Annotated in this window: 15 protein-coding genes; 10 read left to right on the forward strand and 5 right to left on the reverse strand. The window is 69.0% G+C overall.

Annotated elements, in window-relative coordinates; all coding sequences use genetic code 11:
* Nucleotides 1-185 precede the first annotated feature (185 nt).
* Nucleotides 186-1,487: a sensor histidine kinase gene (locus HMPREF2924_RS06185; RefSeq protein WP_003160587.1), complete on the forward strand. Its 1,302-nt coding sequence runs from the start codon at nt 186-188 to the stop codon at nt 1,485-1,487.
* Between the two features lies 1 nt (nt 1,488).
* A complete protein-coding gene (locus HMPREF2924_RS06190; RefSeq protein WP_003090981.1) occupies nt 1,489-2,400 on the forward strand; it encodes a response regulator in 912 nt (303 codons plus the stop codon).
* A gap of 8 nt (nt 2,401-2,408) precedes the next feature.
* On the opposite strand, the gene HMPREF2924_RS06195 is transcribed toward HMPREF2924_RS06190, so the two are convergent.
* Entirely contained in the window at nt 2,409-2,879 is a 471-nt protein-coding gene (locus HMPREF2924_RS06195; RefSeq protein WP_016254236.1) for a multidrug/biocide efflux PACE transporter, read from the reverse strand.
* Nucleotides 2,880-2,970: 91 nt separating this feature from the next.
* Between HMPREF2924_RS06195 and HMPREF2924_RS06200 the strand changes: the two genes are divergently transcribed.
* Entirely contained in the window at nt 2,971-3,861 is an 891-nt protein-coding gene (locus HMPREF2924_RS06200) for a LysR family transcriptional regulator (protein ID WP_003130783.1), read from the forward strand.
* Nucleotides 3,862-3,883: 22 nt separating this feature from the next.
* On the opposite strand, the gene HMPREF2924_RS06205 is transcribed toward HMPREF2924_RS06200, so the two are convergent.
* Nucleotides 3,884-4,525 (reverse strand): DUF924 family protein, encoded by a 642-nt coding sequence (locus HMPREF2924_RS06205; RefSeq protein ID WP_003130784.1) that lies wholly within the window; start codon nt 4,523-4,525, stop codon nt 3,884-3,886.
* A 45-nt stretch (nt 4,526-4,570) separates the two neighbouring features.
* On the opposite strand from HMPREF2924_RS06205, the gene HMPREF2924_RS06210 reads away from it, so the two are divergent.
* The 7 genes from HMPREF2924_RS06210 (at nt 4,571) to HMPREF2924_RS06240 (ending at nt 12,036) form a co-directional block, all read left to right on the forward strand.
* A complete protein-coding gene (locus HMPREF2924_RS06210; protein ID WP_003101696.1) occupies nt 4,571-5,464 on the forward strand; it encodes a LysR family transcriptional regulator in 894 nt (297 codons plus the stop codon).
* Nucleotides 5,465-5,560: 96 nt separating this feature from the next.
* Nucleotides 5,561-6,259, forward strand: a complete 699-nt coding sequence (pyrF, locus tag HMPREF2924_RS06215; RefSeq protein WP_003090975.1) for an orotidine-5'-phosphate decarboxylase — start codon at nt 5,561-5,563, stop codon at nt 6,257-6,259.
* 258 nt (nt 6,260-6,517) lie between these two features.
* Nucleotides 6,518-7,435, forward strand: coding sequence for an AAA family ATPase (locus HMPREF2924_RS06220; protein WP_003090974.1), 918 nt, complete (start codon nt 6,518-6,520; stop codon nt 7,433-7,435).
* Nucleotides 7,435-8,388 carry a DUF58 domain-containing protein gene (locus HMPREF2924_RS06225; protein ID WP_003130785.1) on the forward strand — a complete coding sequence of 318 codons (954 nt, stop codon included), beginning with the start codon at nt 7,435-7,437 and terminating at the stop codon, nt 8,386-8,388. The genes HMPREF2924_RS06220 and HMPREF2924_RS06225 overlap by 1 nt, the downstream gene beginning before the upstream one ends.
* Nucleotides 8,385-10,391 carry a protein-glutamine gamma-glutamyltransferase TgpA gene (tgpA, locus tag HMPREF2924_RS06230; RefSeq protein WP_003130786.1) on the forward strand — a complete coding sequence of 669 codons (2,007 nt, stop codon included), beginning with the start codon at nt 8,385-8,387 and terminating at the stop codon, nt 10,389-10,391. Before HMPREF2924_RS06225 ends, tgpA begins: the two co-directional genes overlap by 4 nt.
* Entirely contained in the window at nt 10,388-11,158 is a 771-nt protein-coding gene (locus HMPREF2924_RS06235) for a CHAD domain-containing protein (protein WP_003117634.1), read from the forward strand. The genes tgpA and HMPREF2924_RS06235 overlap by 4 nt, the downstream gene beginning before the upstream one ends.
* Before the next feature lie 80 nt (nt 11,159-11,238).
* Nucleotides 11,239-12,036: an acyl-CoA thioesterase gene (locus HMPREF2924_RS06240; RefSeq protein WP_003090970.1), complete on the forward strand. Its 798-nt coding sequence runs from the start codon at nt 11,239-11,241 to the stop codon at nt 12,034-12,036.
* A gap of 8 nt (nt 12,037-12,044) precedes the next feature.
* Here HMPREF2924_RS06240 and HMPREF2924_RS06245 read toward each other — a convergent pair whose 3' ends face one another.
* From HMPREF2924_RS06245 to HMPREF2924_RS06255, 3 genes are all read right to left on the reverse strand, one after another.
* Nucleotides 12,045-13,622 carry a GGDEF domain-containing protein gene (locus HMPREF2924_RS06245; RefSeq protein ID WP_003130789.1) on the reverse strand — a complete coding sequence of 526 codons (1,578 nt, stop codon included), beginning with the start codon at nt 13,620-13,622 and terminating at the stop codon, nt 12,045-12,047.
* A gap of 9 nt (nt 13,623-13,631) precedes the next feature.
* Nucleotides 13,632-14,120 (reverse strand): putative pterin-binding protein, encoded by a 489-nt coding sequence (locus HMPREF2924_RS06250; protein WP_003130791.1) that lies wholly within the window; start codon nt 14,118-14,120, stop codon nt 13,632-13,634.
* Nucleotides 14,121-14,206: 86 nt separating this feature from the next.
* A complete protein-coding gene (locus tag HMPREF2924_RS06255; RefSeq protein WP_003101677.1) occupies nt 14,207-14,566 on the reverse strand; it encodes an Mpo1-like protein in 360 nt (119 codons plus the stop codon).
* Nucleotides 14,567-14,665 lie beyond the last annotated feature (99 nt).

Raw genomic sequence — 14,665 nt, forward strand, 5'->3', positions numbered from 1 at the left:
CTGTCAGGCAACGTTCCGGCGCAAGGTCCTGTGGTTGAGACTTCCGGCGGCGCTCGGAAGTTGCGGGCGGAGAAAGCGCTGAGCCTGGTCGGCGTGATGCCTGTCACATGTTGGCAATCTGACATTGCTTAACTGGCGGGTATCCCTTCATTGCCCCGTCCGGGCCTGCCAGCGAGAGGTTGCCGATGTCTCCGAGCGCGTTGTCCCGTCTGTTGCGCCCGGTGGAACCCCTGACTCCGGCGATGAGCATCAGCGACGTCGCCGACCGCCTGCTGATGCCGGAGCACCGTGCCTTCCTCTCGCTGCCGGTGGTCGACGACGAGCGCCGGGTCCTCGGCCTGGTCAGCCGCTACACCCTCCAGGACATCTTCATGCAGCGTTTCGGCCGCGACCTCTGGGGCCGCCATCCGGTGCGCGACGTCATGAACCGGGCGCCCCTCAGCGTCTCCCTCGGCGCCAGCCTGGAAGAGGCGGCGCAGCAGGTCACCGGTCGCCTGCAGTATCCGATCACCGAGGACTTCGCCCTGGTCGACGAAGAGGGCCGCTACCGTGGCCTGGGCACCGTGCTCGACCTGCTGAAGGCCATGGAGGCGCGCATCGCCCAGCGCAACCGGGTGTTGCGCAAGGCGCTGGTGGACCTCAAGGAGTCCCAGGCGCAACTGGTGCAGTCGGAAAAGATGGCTTCGCTCGGGCAGATGGTGGCCGGGGTCGCACACGAGCTGAACACGCCGCTCGGCTACGTCGGCAACAACCTGGCGCTGCTGGAGGAGCTGAGCGATCCCTTGTTGCGCCTGGCCGATGCCCAGGCGGCGCTGGTCGACTGCCTGGGCGACCCGCAGTGCGACGAAGCGCGCCTGGCGCAGGCGCTGCAGGCGGCCGACGCGGTGCGCCGCGAGGCCGCCGTCGAACAGTTGCGCGAGGACCTGCGGCAGTTGTTCGTCGATACCCGCTACGGCCTCGGCCAGATCGGCGAGCTGGTTTCCGGGCTCAAGGACTTCGCCCGCCTGGACCGCGCCTTCAGCGAGGAGGTCGACCTCAACGACTGCGTGCGCAACGCCGTGCTGATCGCCCGCACCGCCATCAAGGACAAGGCCGAGATCAGCAGCCAGCTTGGCGAGCTGCCGCTTATCGCCTGCGCGCCGTCGCAGATCAACCAGGTGCTGCTGAACCTGCTGACCAACGCCGCGCAGGCCATGGAGCGTTTCGGTCGCATCCTGCTGAAGAGCTGGGCCGACGAGCGCCAGGTGTTCCTCTCCGTGCAGGACAACGGCAAGGGCATGCCCGCCGAGGTCCTCGGGCGGATCTTCGACCCGTTCTTCACCACCAAGCCGGTGGGGCAGGGCACCGGGCTCGGCCTGTCGATCAGCTACAAGATCATCCAGCAACATGGCGGGACCATCCGCGTGGCCTCCGAACCGGGCCGCGGAACCCGCTTCCTCATCAGCCTGCCGCGAGAGCAGGCCCGCGAACTGAAACGGAGCGCCTGACATGAGCCCATCTCCCGTCCGCATCCTCTTCGTCGATGACGAGGAGCGCATCCTGCGCAGCCTGGCCATGCAGTTCCGTCGCCATTACGAGGTGCTCACCGAGAGCGACCCGCGGCGCGCCCTGGAGCGCCTGAAGACGGAACGGATACAGGTGCTGGTCAGCGACCAGCGCATGCCGCAGATGAGCGGCGCCGAACTGCTGGCGCAGGCTCGCGAGCGCTATCCGGAGACCCTGCGGATTCTCCTCACCGGCTATTCCGACCTCGACGCCGCCGTCGACGCGCTCAACGACGGCGGCATCTTCCGCTACCTGACCAAGCCCTGGAATCCCCAGGAAATGGCCTTCACCCTGCGCCAGGCGGCGGAGATCGCCAGCCGCCAGGGCCTGCCGGCACCGCCCGCGGCCACGCTGGCGGCGCCGCTGAGCGTGCTGCTGCTCGACGACGACCCGGAAACCCTGGACTGCGTCGGGGCCTTCTGCCATGCCGGCGGGCATCGCCTGCTGCGCGCGCGCAACCTGGCCGAGGCGCTGGTGTGGCTGAACACCGAACCGGTGGAGGTGCTGGTCAGCGACCTGAAGCTGGCCGGGGAGCATACCGCGCCGCTGCTGAAATCCCTGGCCCAGGCCCATCCGCGCCTGCTCAGCCTGGTGGTTACGCCGTTCCGCGACACCCAGGCCCTGCTCGAGCTGATCAACCAGGCGCAGATATTCCGCTACCTGCCCAAGCCGATCCGCAGGGGATTGTTCGAGAAAGGCCTGAAGGCGGCCGCCGAGCAGGCCTTGCTGTGGCGCGGGCGAAGCCTGCCGGAGGTCGACCGGCTGGCCGAGGTGCCGCGCGACGAGCGCGAGAAGGAACGGGTCGGCAGCCTGCTCGGCATGCTCGGCCGCCTGCGCGAGCGGCTGACGGCCTGAACGCCGGCCTAGCCGGCGTCGCAACCGGCGGCCTTGGTCTGGCGGCTTTCCACCAGGCGTGCGCGGAGTACGTCGTAGCTCCAGTTGAAGGCCATGGTGTAGGGCAGGAAGAACAGGATCAGGCCCATGTCGAGGAGGAACGCCTCGACCAGTCCGATCGACAGCCACCAGGCGGCCAGCGGTACCAGCACCACGATCAGCCCCAGCTCGAAGAGCATCGCATGCAGCACCCGGACCTGCAGGGTGCGCTGGAAGCCCATGCGCCGCTGGGCGCGGTCGAAGAGGCTGTTGAAAAGCATGTTCCAGAGCATCGCCACGGTGGAGAACATCAGCGTCAGCGCACCCATGTGCGCCAGGGGCTTGTTCATCACCAGCGACAGCACCGGCGCGGTGAGGAGGACGGCCAGGCCCTCGAAGGCCAGGGCGTGGAAGACCCGCTCCTTGAGAGTCTTGTCGAGGGCGGTGTGGGTGTGGGTCATGGCGAACGCTCCCGGTTCGTCGTTGAAGTCGGGCTGTATTGTCATCGGTCTTTGGGATAGGGTTAAGTTGGATACCATCGGAAAAACCGATATGCATTTGTCGCCCGAATCCCTCGAGGCCTTCGTCCAGGCCGTTTCCCTCGGCTCCTTCAGCGCCGCCGCGCGCAAGCTGGGCAAGAGCCAGTCGACCGTCAGCGAGGCCATTGCCCGGCTGGAGATCGACCTCGGCCTGGAACTCTTCGACCGCAGTGGCCGCCAGCCGCAACTGACCGAGGCCGGGCGCACGCTGCTGGGACGGGTCGAGGAGGTCCTCGGCGCGTCCGACCGCCTGCGCCGGGTCGCCGCGCTGCTCGCCGGCGGCTCGGAGCCACGGGTGACCCTGGCGCTATCCGACACCTACCATTCGGCGCGCTACGAGGCGCGCCTGGCCGAACTGGACGAGCGTTACCCTGAGCTGGAGTTCGAATGCCTGATCGCCGAGGACCAGGACGTGATCGCCCAGGTCAGCCGCGGCCGCGCCACCCTCGGCCTGCTCGCCGCGCAGCCGCACTACCCGCCGGAGCTGGGCGTGGCGGCGGTCGCCGAGCGTGCCGAGTTCGGCCTGTTCGCCGCCGTCGACCATCCGCTGGCGGACCTGGAGCGGGTCAGCGAGCGTGACCTTTCCGAATGGCGTCTGCTGCGCCTGAACACCTATAGCGAGACCGGCGCGGCGATCAACGACGGCCTGCCGTCCAGCGGCGGGCGCTGCTGGTCGGCGCCCAACTACCTGTTGCTGCTGGAAATGGCCACCCACGGCTTCGGTTGGGCCGAGCTGCCGCGCTGGCTGGTCAGCGGCTACGCCAACGGGCGGCTGAAGGAGTTGCCGGTGTCCGGCTGGCCGCGCAGCCAGGCGGTGGATGTGGTCTGGTCGCGGCAGCGGCCGTTGGGACCGGCGGCCAACTGGTTGCTGGACCGCTTGCTGGATCGCGACCTGCCTATATAGGGAGGGCCGGCTGAGCCCCGGTTCAGCCGGCGAAGCCGCCGGCGGCGAGGAAGGCGAGTTCCTCGGCGCTGGACGGGCGACCGAGGATCGGATTGCGATGGGGAAAGCGCCCGAAGCGGCGGATGATCTCGCGATGCTCACGAGCGTGGGCGAGGAAGGGCTGGCCGAGTCCGTGGTTCAGCGCTACCGAGCGATCCTGGTCGGCAAGGTTCTCGGCATGGGCGAACGGCAGGTAGAAGAACAGCCGCAGCGCGTCCTCGACCTGGCGGTCGAGGCCTTGTCCCAGTGCCCGCTCCGCCCAGCGCCGCGCTTGGGTGTCGCTGGCGTACATGCGTGGGGTGCCGCGGAAGGCGTTGCGCGGGTACTGGTCGAGCAGCAACAGCAGGCCGAGATGGTCCTCGGCTTCACCGGCAGCCGGGCGCAGCGCGTTGGCGCAGGCAAGCTCGTAAAGATGGGCGAAGCGCTCGCGGAAGCGCCGGTCGAAATCGGCGTTCCTGGCGAACCAGAGGGTAGGGCCGGCATCGCGCCAGAAACCGACCACTTCCGGCAGCGGGGACGCGCTGGGAGAAGGCAAAAGCGCTGCATGGGGCATTTGCGGATCCAGGAAGTAGAGTAGGGACTCCAGGCTATTGGTCCGGGTTCTTTGGATAAACGTGGGTGGCATGGATAGACTGTCCAGCCATCCCGAATAGAGAGAAGGGGCCTGCCCATGGATCGTCTGGACAGCATGCGCGTGTTCCTGCGCGTTGCCGAAACCGGCAGCTTCACCAAGGCCGCGGATCTGCTGGACATGCCGCGGGCGACGGTCTCGGCGGCGGTCCAGCAGCTCGAAGCGCAACTCGGCAGCCGGCTGTTGCATCGCACCACCCGGCAGGTCCAGCTGACCCACGACGGCAGCGTGGTGCTGGAGCGTTGCCGTCACCTGCTGGAAGACATGGAAGAGCTGGAGAGCCTGTTCCACGACGGCAGCCGCGCCAGCGGCCGGCTCAAGGTCGACGTGCCGAGCCGGGTGGCGCGACTGCTGATCGCCCCGGCGCTGCCGGAATTCTTCCGCCAGCATCCGGACATCGAACTGGAACTGGGCTCCAGCGACCGTTCGGTGGACCTGGTGCAGGAGGGCGTCGACTGCGTCCTGCGGGTCGGCCAGTTGGGCAACAGCAGCCTGGTGGCGCGACGCCTCGGCGAGATGCAACTGATCAATTGCGCCAGTCCCGCCTACCTGGAAGAGCATGGCGAGCCACGGACGCCGGCCGACCTCGACCGGCACTGGGCGGTCAACTATGCCTCGCCCAGCAGCGGCCGGGTGTTGCCCTGGGAGTACCGCGAGGATGGGCGCACCCTGACCCGCGCGCTGCGCAGCCGGGTCACGGTGAACAACGCGGAAAGCTATATCGCCTGCTGCCTGTCCGGACTGGGCCTGATCCAGATCCCTGCCTACGACGTGCGCGAGCACCTCCAACGCGGCGAGCTGCGCGAGGTGCTGCCGCAGTGGCGGGCCGAAGCGATGCCGGCGTACGCCCTGTATCCGCACCGGCGGCATCTGTCGCGGCGGGTCAGGGCATTCGTCGACTGGCTGGAGCAACTGCTCCGCGCCCGCCTCTAGTCCACGACGTTCATCTCCCCGGCGCGTTCCGGGCTACGGCAAACGGCCGGATTCTGCGACAATGCGCGCCGTTTTCGATTCGCCGCGAGAGAGCCCATGTCCGCCTGCCAGTCCCCCATCATCGTCGCCCTGGATTTCCCCACCCGTGAGGCCGCCCTGGCGCTGGCCGATCAGTTGGACCCGAAACTGTGCCGGGTGAAGGTCGGCAAGGAACTCTTCACCAGTTGTGCCGCGGGTATAGTCGAGACCTTGCGCGGCAAGGGCTTCGAGGTGTTCCTCGACCTGAAATTCCACGACATCCCGAACACCACGGCGATGGCGGTGAAGGCCGCCGCCGAGATGGGCGTGTGGATGGTCAACGTGCACTGCTCCGGCGGCCTGCGCATGATGGCCGCCTGCCGCGAGACGCTGGAGGCCTTCAGCGGACCCAGGCCGTTGCTCATCGGCGTGACCGTGCTGACCAGCATGGAGCGCGAGGACCTGGCGGGCATCGGCCTCGACATTGAGCCCCAGGAGCAGGTACTGCGCCTCGCCGCCCTGGCGCAGAAGGCCGGCATGGACGGCCTGGTCTGCTCGGCCCAGGAAGCGCCGGCGCTGAAGGCTGCCCATCCGGGCTTGCAACTGGTCACGCCGGGCATCCGCCCGGCCGGCAGCGCCCAGGACGACCAGCGGCGCATCCTCACCCCGCGCCAGGCCCTGGACGCCGGCTCCGACTACCTGGTGATCGGCCGGCCGATCAGCCAGGCCGCCGACCCGGCCAAGGCGCTGGCGGCGATCGTCGCCGAACTGGGCTGAGGCGGCTTCCCCCACGCCTGCCGTCGGCGACCGTCGCGCGCCGTGTCGAGCCGGACTGGCGCAGGCATCATCCGCGCCGGCGCCCAGGGGGGGCGCCTGCGGTCGCCTGTCCCTCCCCAGCGTCTAGGCTTGTAGCGGGCACTCCGGCAAGTACCGGTGGCAACGGTTTCACAGTTTCGTGAGGAAAAATTGCAAGTGCCTTGCCGGCTGGCCCCAGGCCAGTAGGATCGCTGTTTTCCCCGGAAACGTGAGGTCGGGATGCTGAACACCCTGGAAGCCTGCCTGAAGGCGGTCGATGAGATTCTCCTGGGCAAGGACCGCCAGGTGCGCCTGGCCCTGGCCTGCCTGCTGGCCCGTGGGCACCTGTTGATCGAAGACCTGCCGGGGATGGGCAAGACTACCCTCAGCCATGCCCTGGCGCGGGTGCTCGGGCTCAGTTTCCAGCGCATCCAGTTCACCTCGGACCTGCTGCCGGGCGATATCCTCGGTACCTCGGTGTTCGACAAGGACAGCGGGCAATTCGTCTTCCATCCCGGGCCGATCTTCGCCGAGCTGGTGCTCGCCGACGAGATCAACCGCGCCACGCCGAAAAGCCAGAGCGCCTTGCTCGAGGCGATGGAAGAAGGCCAGGTGACCATCGAGGGCGCCACCCGGCCCTTGCCGGAACCGTTCTTCGTCATCGCCACGCAGAACCCGGCCAGCCAGGGCGGCACCTTCTCCCTGCCGGAATCGCAGCTGGATCGCTTCCTGATGCGCCTGTCGCTGGGTTACCCCGGGCGCGCGGCGGAACGCTCGCTGTTGCTCGGCGAAGCCCGGCGCGATCTGCTGCCGCGCCTGGAACCCTTGCTCGACCACGCGGCGCTGGCCGCTTTCCAGGCCGAAGTGCCGAAGGTCCGCGCCAGCGATGCGCTGGTGGACTACGTGCTGCGCCTGGTCGAAGCGACCCGCACGCAGCCGGCCTTCGCCCTCGGCCTGTCGCCGCGCGGTAGCCTGGCGTTGCTCGCCGCGGCGCGTGCCTGGGCGCTGCTGGCGGGACGCGACTATGTGATTCCGGAAGACGTCCAGGCGGTGTTGCCGGCGGTCGCCGGGCATCGCCTGCGCGACCAGGCGGACCCCACCGGGCACGGTGGCGGCGCGCTGGTGCAATGGCTGCTGCGCGAAGTCCCGGCGCTCTGATGCGCCTGCGCAACTGGCCGCGCTGGCAGCGCTGGCTGAACCGGCGGATACCGCCGGCGAGCAGCGTCGAGCTGAACCAGCGCCGCGTATTCATCCTGCCGACCCGCCAGGGCGGCGCTTTCGGCCTGGCGCTGCTGGTGATGCTGCTGGCGGCGATCAATTACCAGAACAGCCTGGCCTACGGTTTGACCTTCTTGCTGCTGTCCCTGGGCGTGGTGACCATCCTCCATACCTATCGCAACCTTGCCGGCCTGCGCCTCACCGCGTTGGGAGCGGACCCGGTGTTCGCCGGCGAGCGCGTCGGTTTCCGGGTGCGCCTGGAAAGCCCGCGGCGGGCGCGCCAGGCCATCGCCGTCGGCTGGCCGGAGCGGCCGCTGGAATACGCCGACCTGGCAGGCGACGCGGCTGCCGAGGTGCTGCTGTTCCACCCGACCGAGCGACGCGGCTGGCTGCGGCCGGGGCGCCTGCGGGTGGAGAGTCGCTTTCCCCTCGGCCTGCTGGTGGCCTGGAGCTGGGTCGACCTGCGCCAGCAGGCGCTGGTCTACCCTCGGCCGCTGGCCGGCGAGCCGTTCCTCGCGCCGGGCGCGGAGGATGCCGAGGACCAGGGGCGCGCGCTGGCGAGCACGGGCGTCGACGACTACCAGGGACTGCGCGCCTACCAGCCGGGCGACTCGCGGCGGCGCCTGCACTGGAAGGCGTTTTCCCGTGGCCAGGGGCTGCTGGTGAAGGACTTCGCCGCGCTCGGCGGGGAAGACCTGTGGCTGGAATTCGAGCGCCTCGGCGGGGATCTCGAAAGTCGCCTGGGCCGCTTGTGCCATGCAGTCCTGGAACTCTCCGCGCGGCAGCAGCCCTATGGCCTGGCGCTGCCCGGCACGCGCCTGCAACCGGCCAGCGGCGAGGCCCAGCGCGAGGCCTGCCTGCGCGCGCTGGCGTTGTTCGGAGCGGCGCGATGAACGCGATTCCGCGGGTCGCGCTGGTCTGGCTGCTGGTGGCGCAGGTACTGGTGATCCTGCCGCACCTGGCCTACATGCCGCTGTGGATCGCGGCCATGTGGCTCGGTTGCGCGGCCTGGCGGGTGCAGGTCTTCCGCATGCGTGCCGGCTATCCGCGCGCCTGGGTCAAGCTGGCCCTGGCGCTGCTCGCTGGGGCCGGGGTCTGGTTGTCGCGCGGCAGCCTGGTGGGCCTGGACGCGGGGGCGGTGCTGCTGATCGCCGCGTTCATCCTCAAGCTGGTGGAAATGAAGACCCGCCGCGATGCGCTGGTACTGGTGTTCCTCGGTTTCTTCGCAGTGGTGGTGGGCTACCTGTTCGACGACGGTTTCCTCGCCGCGCTGTACAGCCTGCTGCCGGTGACCGCGTTGCTGGCGGCGCTGATCGGCTTGCAGCAGAGCGCTTTCGCCAGCCGGCCCTGGCCGACCCTGCGGCTGGCCGGCGGGCTGTTGCTGCAGGCGCTGCCGCTGATGCTCCTGCTGTTCCTGTTCTTCCCCCGCCTGGGGCCGCTGTGGTCGTTGCCGATGCCCGGCAACAAGGGGGTCACCGGACTCTCGGAGAGCATGGCGCCAGGGGATATCGCCGAGCTTGGGCGCTCCGCCGAACTGGCGTTCCGGGTCCGCTTCGAGGGCGCACCGCCGCCGCGCGAGCAGCTCTACTGGCGCGCCTTGACCATGGAGCGTTTCGACGGACGACGTTGGGCTCAGGCGCCGCAATGGTCGGGCGAGGATGCTCTGCACTGGCAGAAGCGTGGCCCTGAGCTGCGCTACGACGTGATCATGCAGCCCAGTTCGCAGCCCTGGCTGTTCGCCCTCGACGTGGCGCAGACCGACCAGACCGACACGCGCCTGATGAGCGATTTCCACCTGCAGCGACGGCAGCCGGTCGAGCAACGTCTGTTCTACCGAGTCAGTTCCTGGCCACAGGCGCTGCGCGAGTCCAGCATCGATCCGCGCATGCGCTGGCGCAACCTGCAGTTGCCGATGCACGGCAATCCGCGCGCGCGCGCCCTGGCCGAGCAACTGCGCCAGGCCCATGCGCAACCGCAGGCACTGGTCGCGGCCCTGTTGCAGCGCTTCAACCGCGAGCCCTTCGCCTACACCCTGAAACCGCCAGCGACCGGTGCCGACGGGGTGGACGATTTCCTGTTCGACACGCGCAGCGGCTTCTGCGCGCATTACGCCGGGGCGATGGCTTTCGTCCTGCGCGCCGCGGGCATTCCTGCGCGAGTGGTGGCCGGCTACCAGGGCGGCGAGCTGAATCCGGCGGGCAACTACCTGCTGGTGCATCAGTTCGACGCCCACGCCTGGGTCGAATACTGGCAGCCGGAGCAGGGCTGGCTGAGCGTCGACCCGACCTACCAGGTGGCGCCCGAACGGATCGAACAGGGGCTGGAGCAGGCCCTGGCCGGGGACAGCGAGTACCTCGCCGACGCACCGCTGTCGCCGTTGCGCTACCGTGGCCTGCCCTGGCTCAACGACATGCGTCTGGCCTGGGACAGCCTGAACTATGGCTGGCAACGCTGGGTCCTGGCCTACCAGGGTGAGCAGCAGGGCGCCTTCCTGCAGCGCTGGTTCGGCGGGCTCGATCCGACCCGACTGGGCCTGTTGCTCGGTGCCGCGGCGATATTGTCGGTCGGTCTGCTCGCGCTGTTCCTGCTCAAGCCCTGGCAAGGCCGTGGCGATCTGCGCAGCCGCCAACTGCGCCGCTTCGAACGCCTGCTGGAGATGCATGGCCTGCGCCGTTCCCCCGGCGAAGGGCTACGCTCCTACGGCGAGCGCGCCGCCCGCGTCCTGCCGGCGCAGGCGCCAGCCATCGCGGCCTTCGTTGGCGCGTTCGAAGCGCAACGCTATGGACACGGCGGTGCCGATGATCCAGGGTTGCGTCTGCGCGCATTGCGCCGGGCGCTGCCCTGGCGCCTGGTGCGCACGCCCACGCGGGATGGCCGGGGAGAGGAGCAGGCATGACGGGGTTCATCGATGAACTGCTGGCCGAGGTGATCGGCCAGCAGGTGGCGTTGATGTCGGCGGTCGCCCGCCTGGAGGCGCGCACGGATGGCGAGGCACTGCACGACCTGCGCATCGCCCTGCGCCGTCTGCGCAGCCTGCTGCGGCCGATCCGCGGAGTCCCCGGCGTCGAGGAGCTGGAGCATGCCGCCGCCGAGGTCGGGCGGCTCAGCGGGCCGATCCGCGACCTGGAGGTGCTGCTGCCGGCGCTCGCCGCCGAAGGGCTGCGGGATGCGCTGGCGGTGCGCCGGCCGGTGCTGGAGTCCGGCTACGTGGCGGTTCTCGCCAGCCAGCCGCTGCACCGCCTGCAGCTTTGCCTGGACGTCTGGCCGGCCCTGTTGCGTACGGCCCAGCGGCATGCCGTGCTGGATGGCCTGCACGGCCGGGTGCGCAAGCGCCTGCGCCGGCAATGGAAGACCCTGCGCGCCGAGCTGGCGGACACCACCTACGAGCACTGGCACCCGCTACGGCTGCGGATCAAGCGCGTGCGCTACGGGCTGGAGGCCTATCCGCACGATTGCAGCATTCCCGGCTCGCTGCTGGCGCCGCTCAAGGCGGCCCAGTCGGCGCTGGGCGATTGGCACGACCTCGAACAGTGGCTGTTGCGATGCCAGCGCGAGCCGGACCTGGCGCCCGTGCGCGAGGTCTGGACTGCACGCTTCGAACTGGCCCGGGAGCGTGCCGGACGGGCCCTGTCGACATTGCAGCAGGCGCTTGCCGAGCACTGAGGCCGCCGGTATTCCGATCGGCTTTTTCCCAAGGATCGCCTCGCCTAAGATGGGCCCTCGAATCCCCTCGCGAGGCACACATGAATTTTTCCGAATTGATCCAGGCGGTCCGCCGCGACCCTTCCTCGGTGGTAGTACCGGCCAGTTGGGGCCAGGGCCGCGCCACCTTCGGTGGCCTGGTGGTGGCGTTGGCCTACGAGGCCATGCTTGCGGTGGTCGAGGCGGGGCGTCCGTTGCGCTCCATCGGCGTCAGCTTCGTCGGACCGCTGGCCCCCGAGCAGCCGGCGAGCTTCAGCGCCCGGTTGTTGCGCGAGGGCAAGGCGGTGAGCCAGGTCCAGGTCGAGGTCCGTCAGGGCGAGCAGGTGGTGACGCTGGTCCAGGCCAGTTTCGGCGTCGCCCGCGCGTCGGCGGTGGCGGTGGAAGCGTTGCCGGCGGCCGGGATGAAGGGCCCCGAAGAGAGCCAGGAGCTGCCCTATATCCGTAACGTGACCCCGGAGTTCACTCGCTACATCGCCATGCGCTGGGCAGTGGGCGGCCTGCCGTTCTCTTCGAACAAGTCGCGCCAGATGGGCGGCTGGATGCGTTTCCGCGACGAACCCGAGGGAGAGCCCATGGAGGTTTCCCACCTGCTGGCGCTGCTCGACTCCTGGCCGCCGGCGCTGTTGCCGCACCTGGGCACCCCGGCGATGGCCAGCTCGCTGACCTGGACCGCCGAGTTCCTCCAGCCGCTGCCGCAGCAAGGCAGCGGCGACTGGTGCCGTTACCTGGCGGAGATCGAGGAGGCGCGCGACGGCTACGGCCACGTGGCGGCGCGGATGTGGAGCGCCGACGGCCAGTTGCTGGCGATCAGCCGGCAGATGGTCACGGTGTTCGGCTGAGGCGCATGTCAGGCGGGCGCGTACTCGGTGCGGTTGCGCCCGCCGCTCTTGGCCTGGTAGAGCGCGCTGTCGGCGCGCACCAGCAGGCTTTCCAGGTCGTCCCCGGCGTCCCTGCGCAGGGCGACGCCGATGCTCACGGTCATTCGCAACGGTTCGCCGTCGGGATTGCTCACCCGTAGCGCCTCGACGCCGGCGCGCAGCCGTTCGGCGACGTCCAGCGCCTGGTCCAGGCCGATTTCCGGTAGCAGCGCGGCGAATTCCTCGCCGCCCAGGCGGCCGAGCAGGTCCACTTCGCGCAGGCCCTGGCGCAGGGTCTCGGCGACACGTTGCAGGGCGCGGTCGCCGGTCAGGTGGCCGTGGCTGTCGTTGATGTTCTTGAAGTGGTCGATGTCCAGCATCAGCGCCACGCAGGGGTGGTGGAAGCGTTCGGCGGCCTTGAGCATGAGTTCCGCCTGGTGCAGGAACGAGTGGCGGTTGTGCAGGCCGGTCAGGGTATCGGTGCTGGCCAGCAGGCGCAGTTCCTGCTCCATGGCCTTGCGCCGGCTGATGTCGTAGCACCAGATCAGGGTCGCCGGCTCGCCGTCGATTTCCAGGTGGCGCGCGCAGATCACCGCCCAGCAAGGCGTTTCCCCGCATAGCTGGGCTTCCCAGCCATCCACCTGGCCGCGCGCCTCCAGGGCGTTCTGCAGGCGGCTGTATTCGCTGGCGCTGGCGAACAGCCGGGGCAGGTTGAAGTCGTCCTGGGCCTGGCAACCCAGGCGCTTGAGCAGGCGCGGGCTGACGTAATGGATGCTGGCGCCGCAGGCGCTGAGAAGGACCACGTCGCTCGGGCTGGCCTCGAGGATGAAATGCAGCAGCGCCTTGCCTTCGCTGAGCTGGCGGGTGCGCTCGCCGACGCGTTTCTCCAGGGTGGCGTTAAGCTCGATCAGATGCCCGGCCAGTTGCTGCGCGCGCTTGAAGTCGGCGACCAGGCGCAGCACCAGCAGGGCACCGCCGGCACCGATCCCGAGCAGCGCCCAGAACAACGCGTAGAACGCCCGGTGCAGGCGCTTGCGGTCGACGTCCAACTGGTTGGTCAGGGCGATGTTGCTGGCGACGACGATCTGGTGGGTCGGTTCGAGCAAGGGCGGGACCTGCTGGACGATCTCCGCGGCCAGGCGGCGCGCGGCGACGGGATCGCCCCAGGGGGCCTGGTCCGACCAGCGATCGCTGAGCTCGATCAGGCGTTGCAGGGTGGCCTGTACCTCCGGACGCGGTTCGGCGAGATGCCTGAACAACGACTGGCGGCGCAGCGGCGCGATCAGGCTGGCGAGAACTTCGAGACGGATCGCCAGGTCGTCGGCTTGGCCTTCGCCGCTCTCGGTGTGCCGCGCGGCGTCCAGCGTGCGATCCAGTTCGGCGCGCAGCGAGTAGGTCTGCCACAGCTCGTTGTGCAGGTTCGGCTGGGCCAGTTGCTGGGCCTGGCGCACCGCCAGCCACAGCGCAGCCCCGGCGATCAGCGCCATGAGCAGCACCAGGCCGAGCAACAGCCCCATGATCTGGCGTTGCCGGCGCAGCTTTGTCGGATCGAGCAGCGGCACAGTCATGTCCGTTACTTACTCAAGAGTGATGGAGCTGACCTGCCAGACGGTACGGTTGTAGTAGACCTGGTTTCTCAACTCAGGATAGCGGGCCATCGGGTAGATGATGAAAAGCGGTCCGCGTTCGCGGATCGCCATGTAGGCGCCGTTGCGGCGATAGGCGAGGATGGGCTGGTAGCTGTCGAGGTCGCTGTACGGGATGATCGCCGAGTAATCGTTCAGCGCCAGCACGCGCAGGCGCTTGGGCGGCGCCAGGTCCAGGTGGCGCAGCAACAGGCTGAGGCGCACGCCTTGCCAGCGGGCGTTGGCCTCGCCGGGGAGCTGGGCTTCCAGGGTCTCGCTGGGCAGGGCTTCGAGGTCGGACAGGGTCAGCCGCACGGGAGCGCCGCCGGACCGCTGCAGGGTGACGATCGGACGTCCGCCCAGCGGCACGGGTTCCGCGGCCTGGGCAAGAGGCAGCCCCAGGCAGCAGGAAAAGACGATTAATTGACGCATTGACGGCATGTTGTCGGTCCACGACAGGATTCCGTCGATTATATCGGCAGCGTCGCGCTAAAACTGAAGGGCTGTGCAAAATCCCGGACGAACTGTCACTTATGCCGTTCGCGCCAGGCCCGCCACCAGGCGCCGCTGAGGACGAAGCGGGGGAAGGTGACGAACTGCTCGACGAGCAGTCGACTGACAGCGTCGCGCCGATCGCTGAATGGCTCGGGTGCCTGTTCCTCCAGCGCGTGTCCCTTGGCCTGGATCGCCAGGCCGGCGCCGATGCCGATGACACCGAGTACCACCTGCAGCAGGTCCAGGCCGAACAGGCCGCCGAGCAGCAGGATCGCAGCGACGATGAACAGCGGCACGGCGATCAGGTGCAGGACCAGGTTGGTCGGGTTGCGGTGGTTGGCGGCATAGCCGCGCCATTGCCAGGCGAGCAGGTTGGGATGACGTTTGCCCATGTTCTCGGTACTCCGTGACGGCGACCCGCGGGGCGGGTCGTTGCATGTCGTCGAGTCTAGGCGGGGTGCGGCAGCGCGGCGAATGATTCCTGCCTATCC

This window comes from Pseudomonas sp. HMSC063H08, from assembly GCF_001813645.1.
Taxonomy (GTDB): Bacteria; Pseudomonadota; Gammaproteobacteria; order Pseudomonadales; family Pseudomonadaceae; genus Pseudomonas; species Pseudomonas aeruginosa.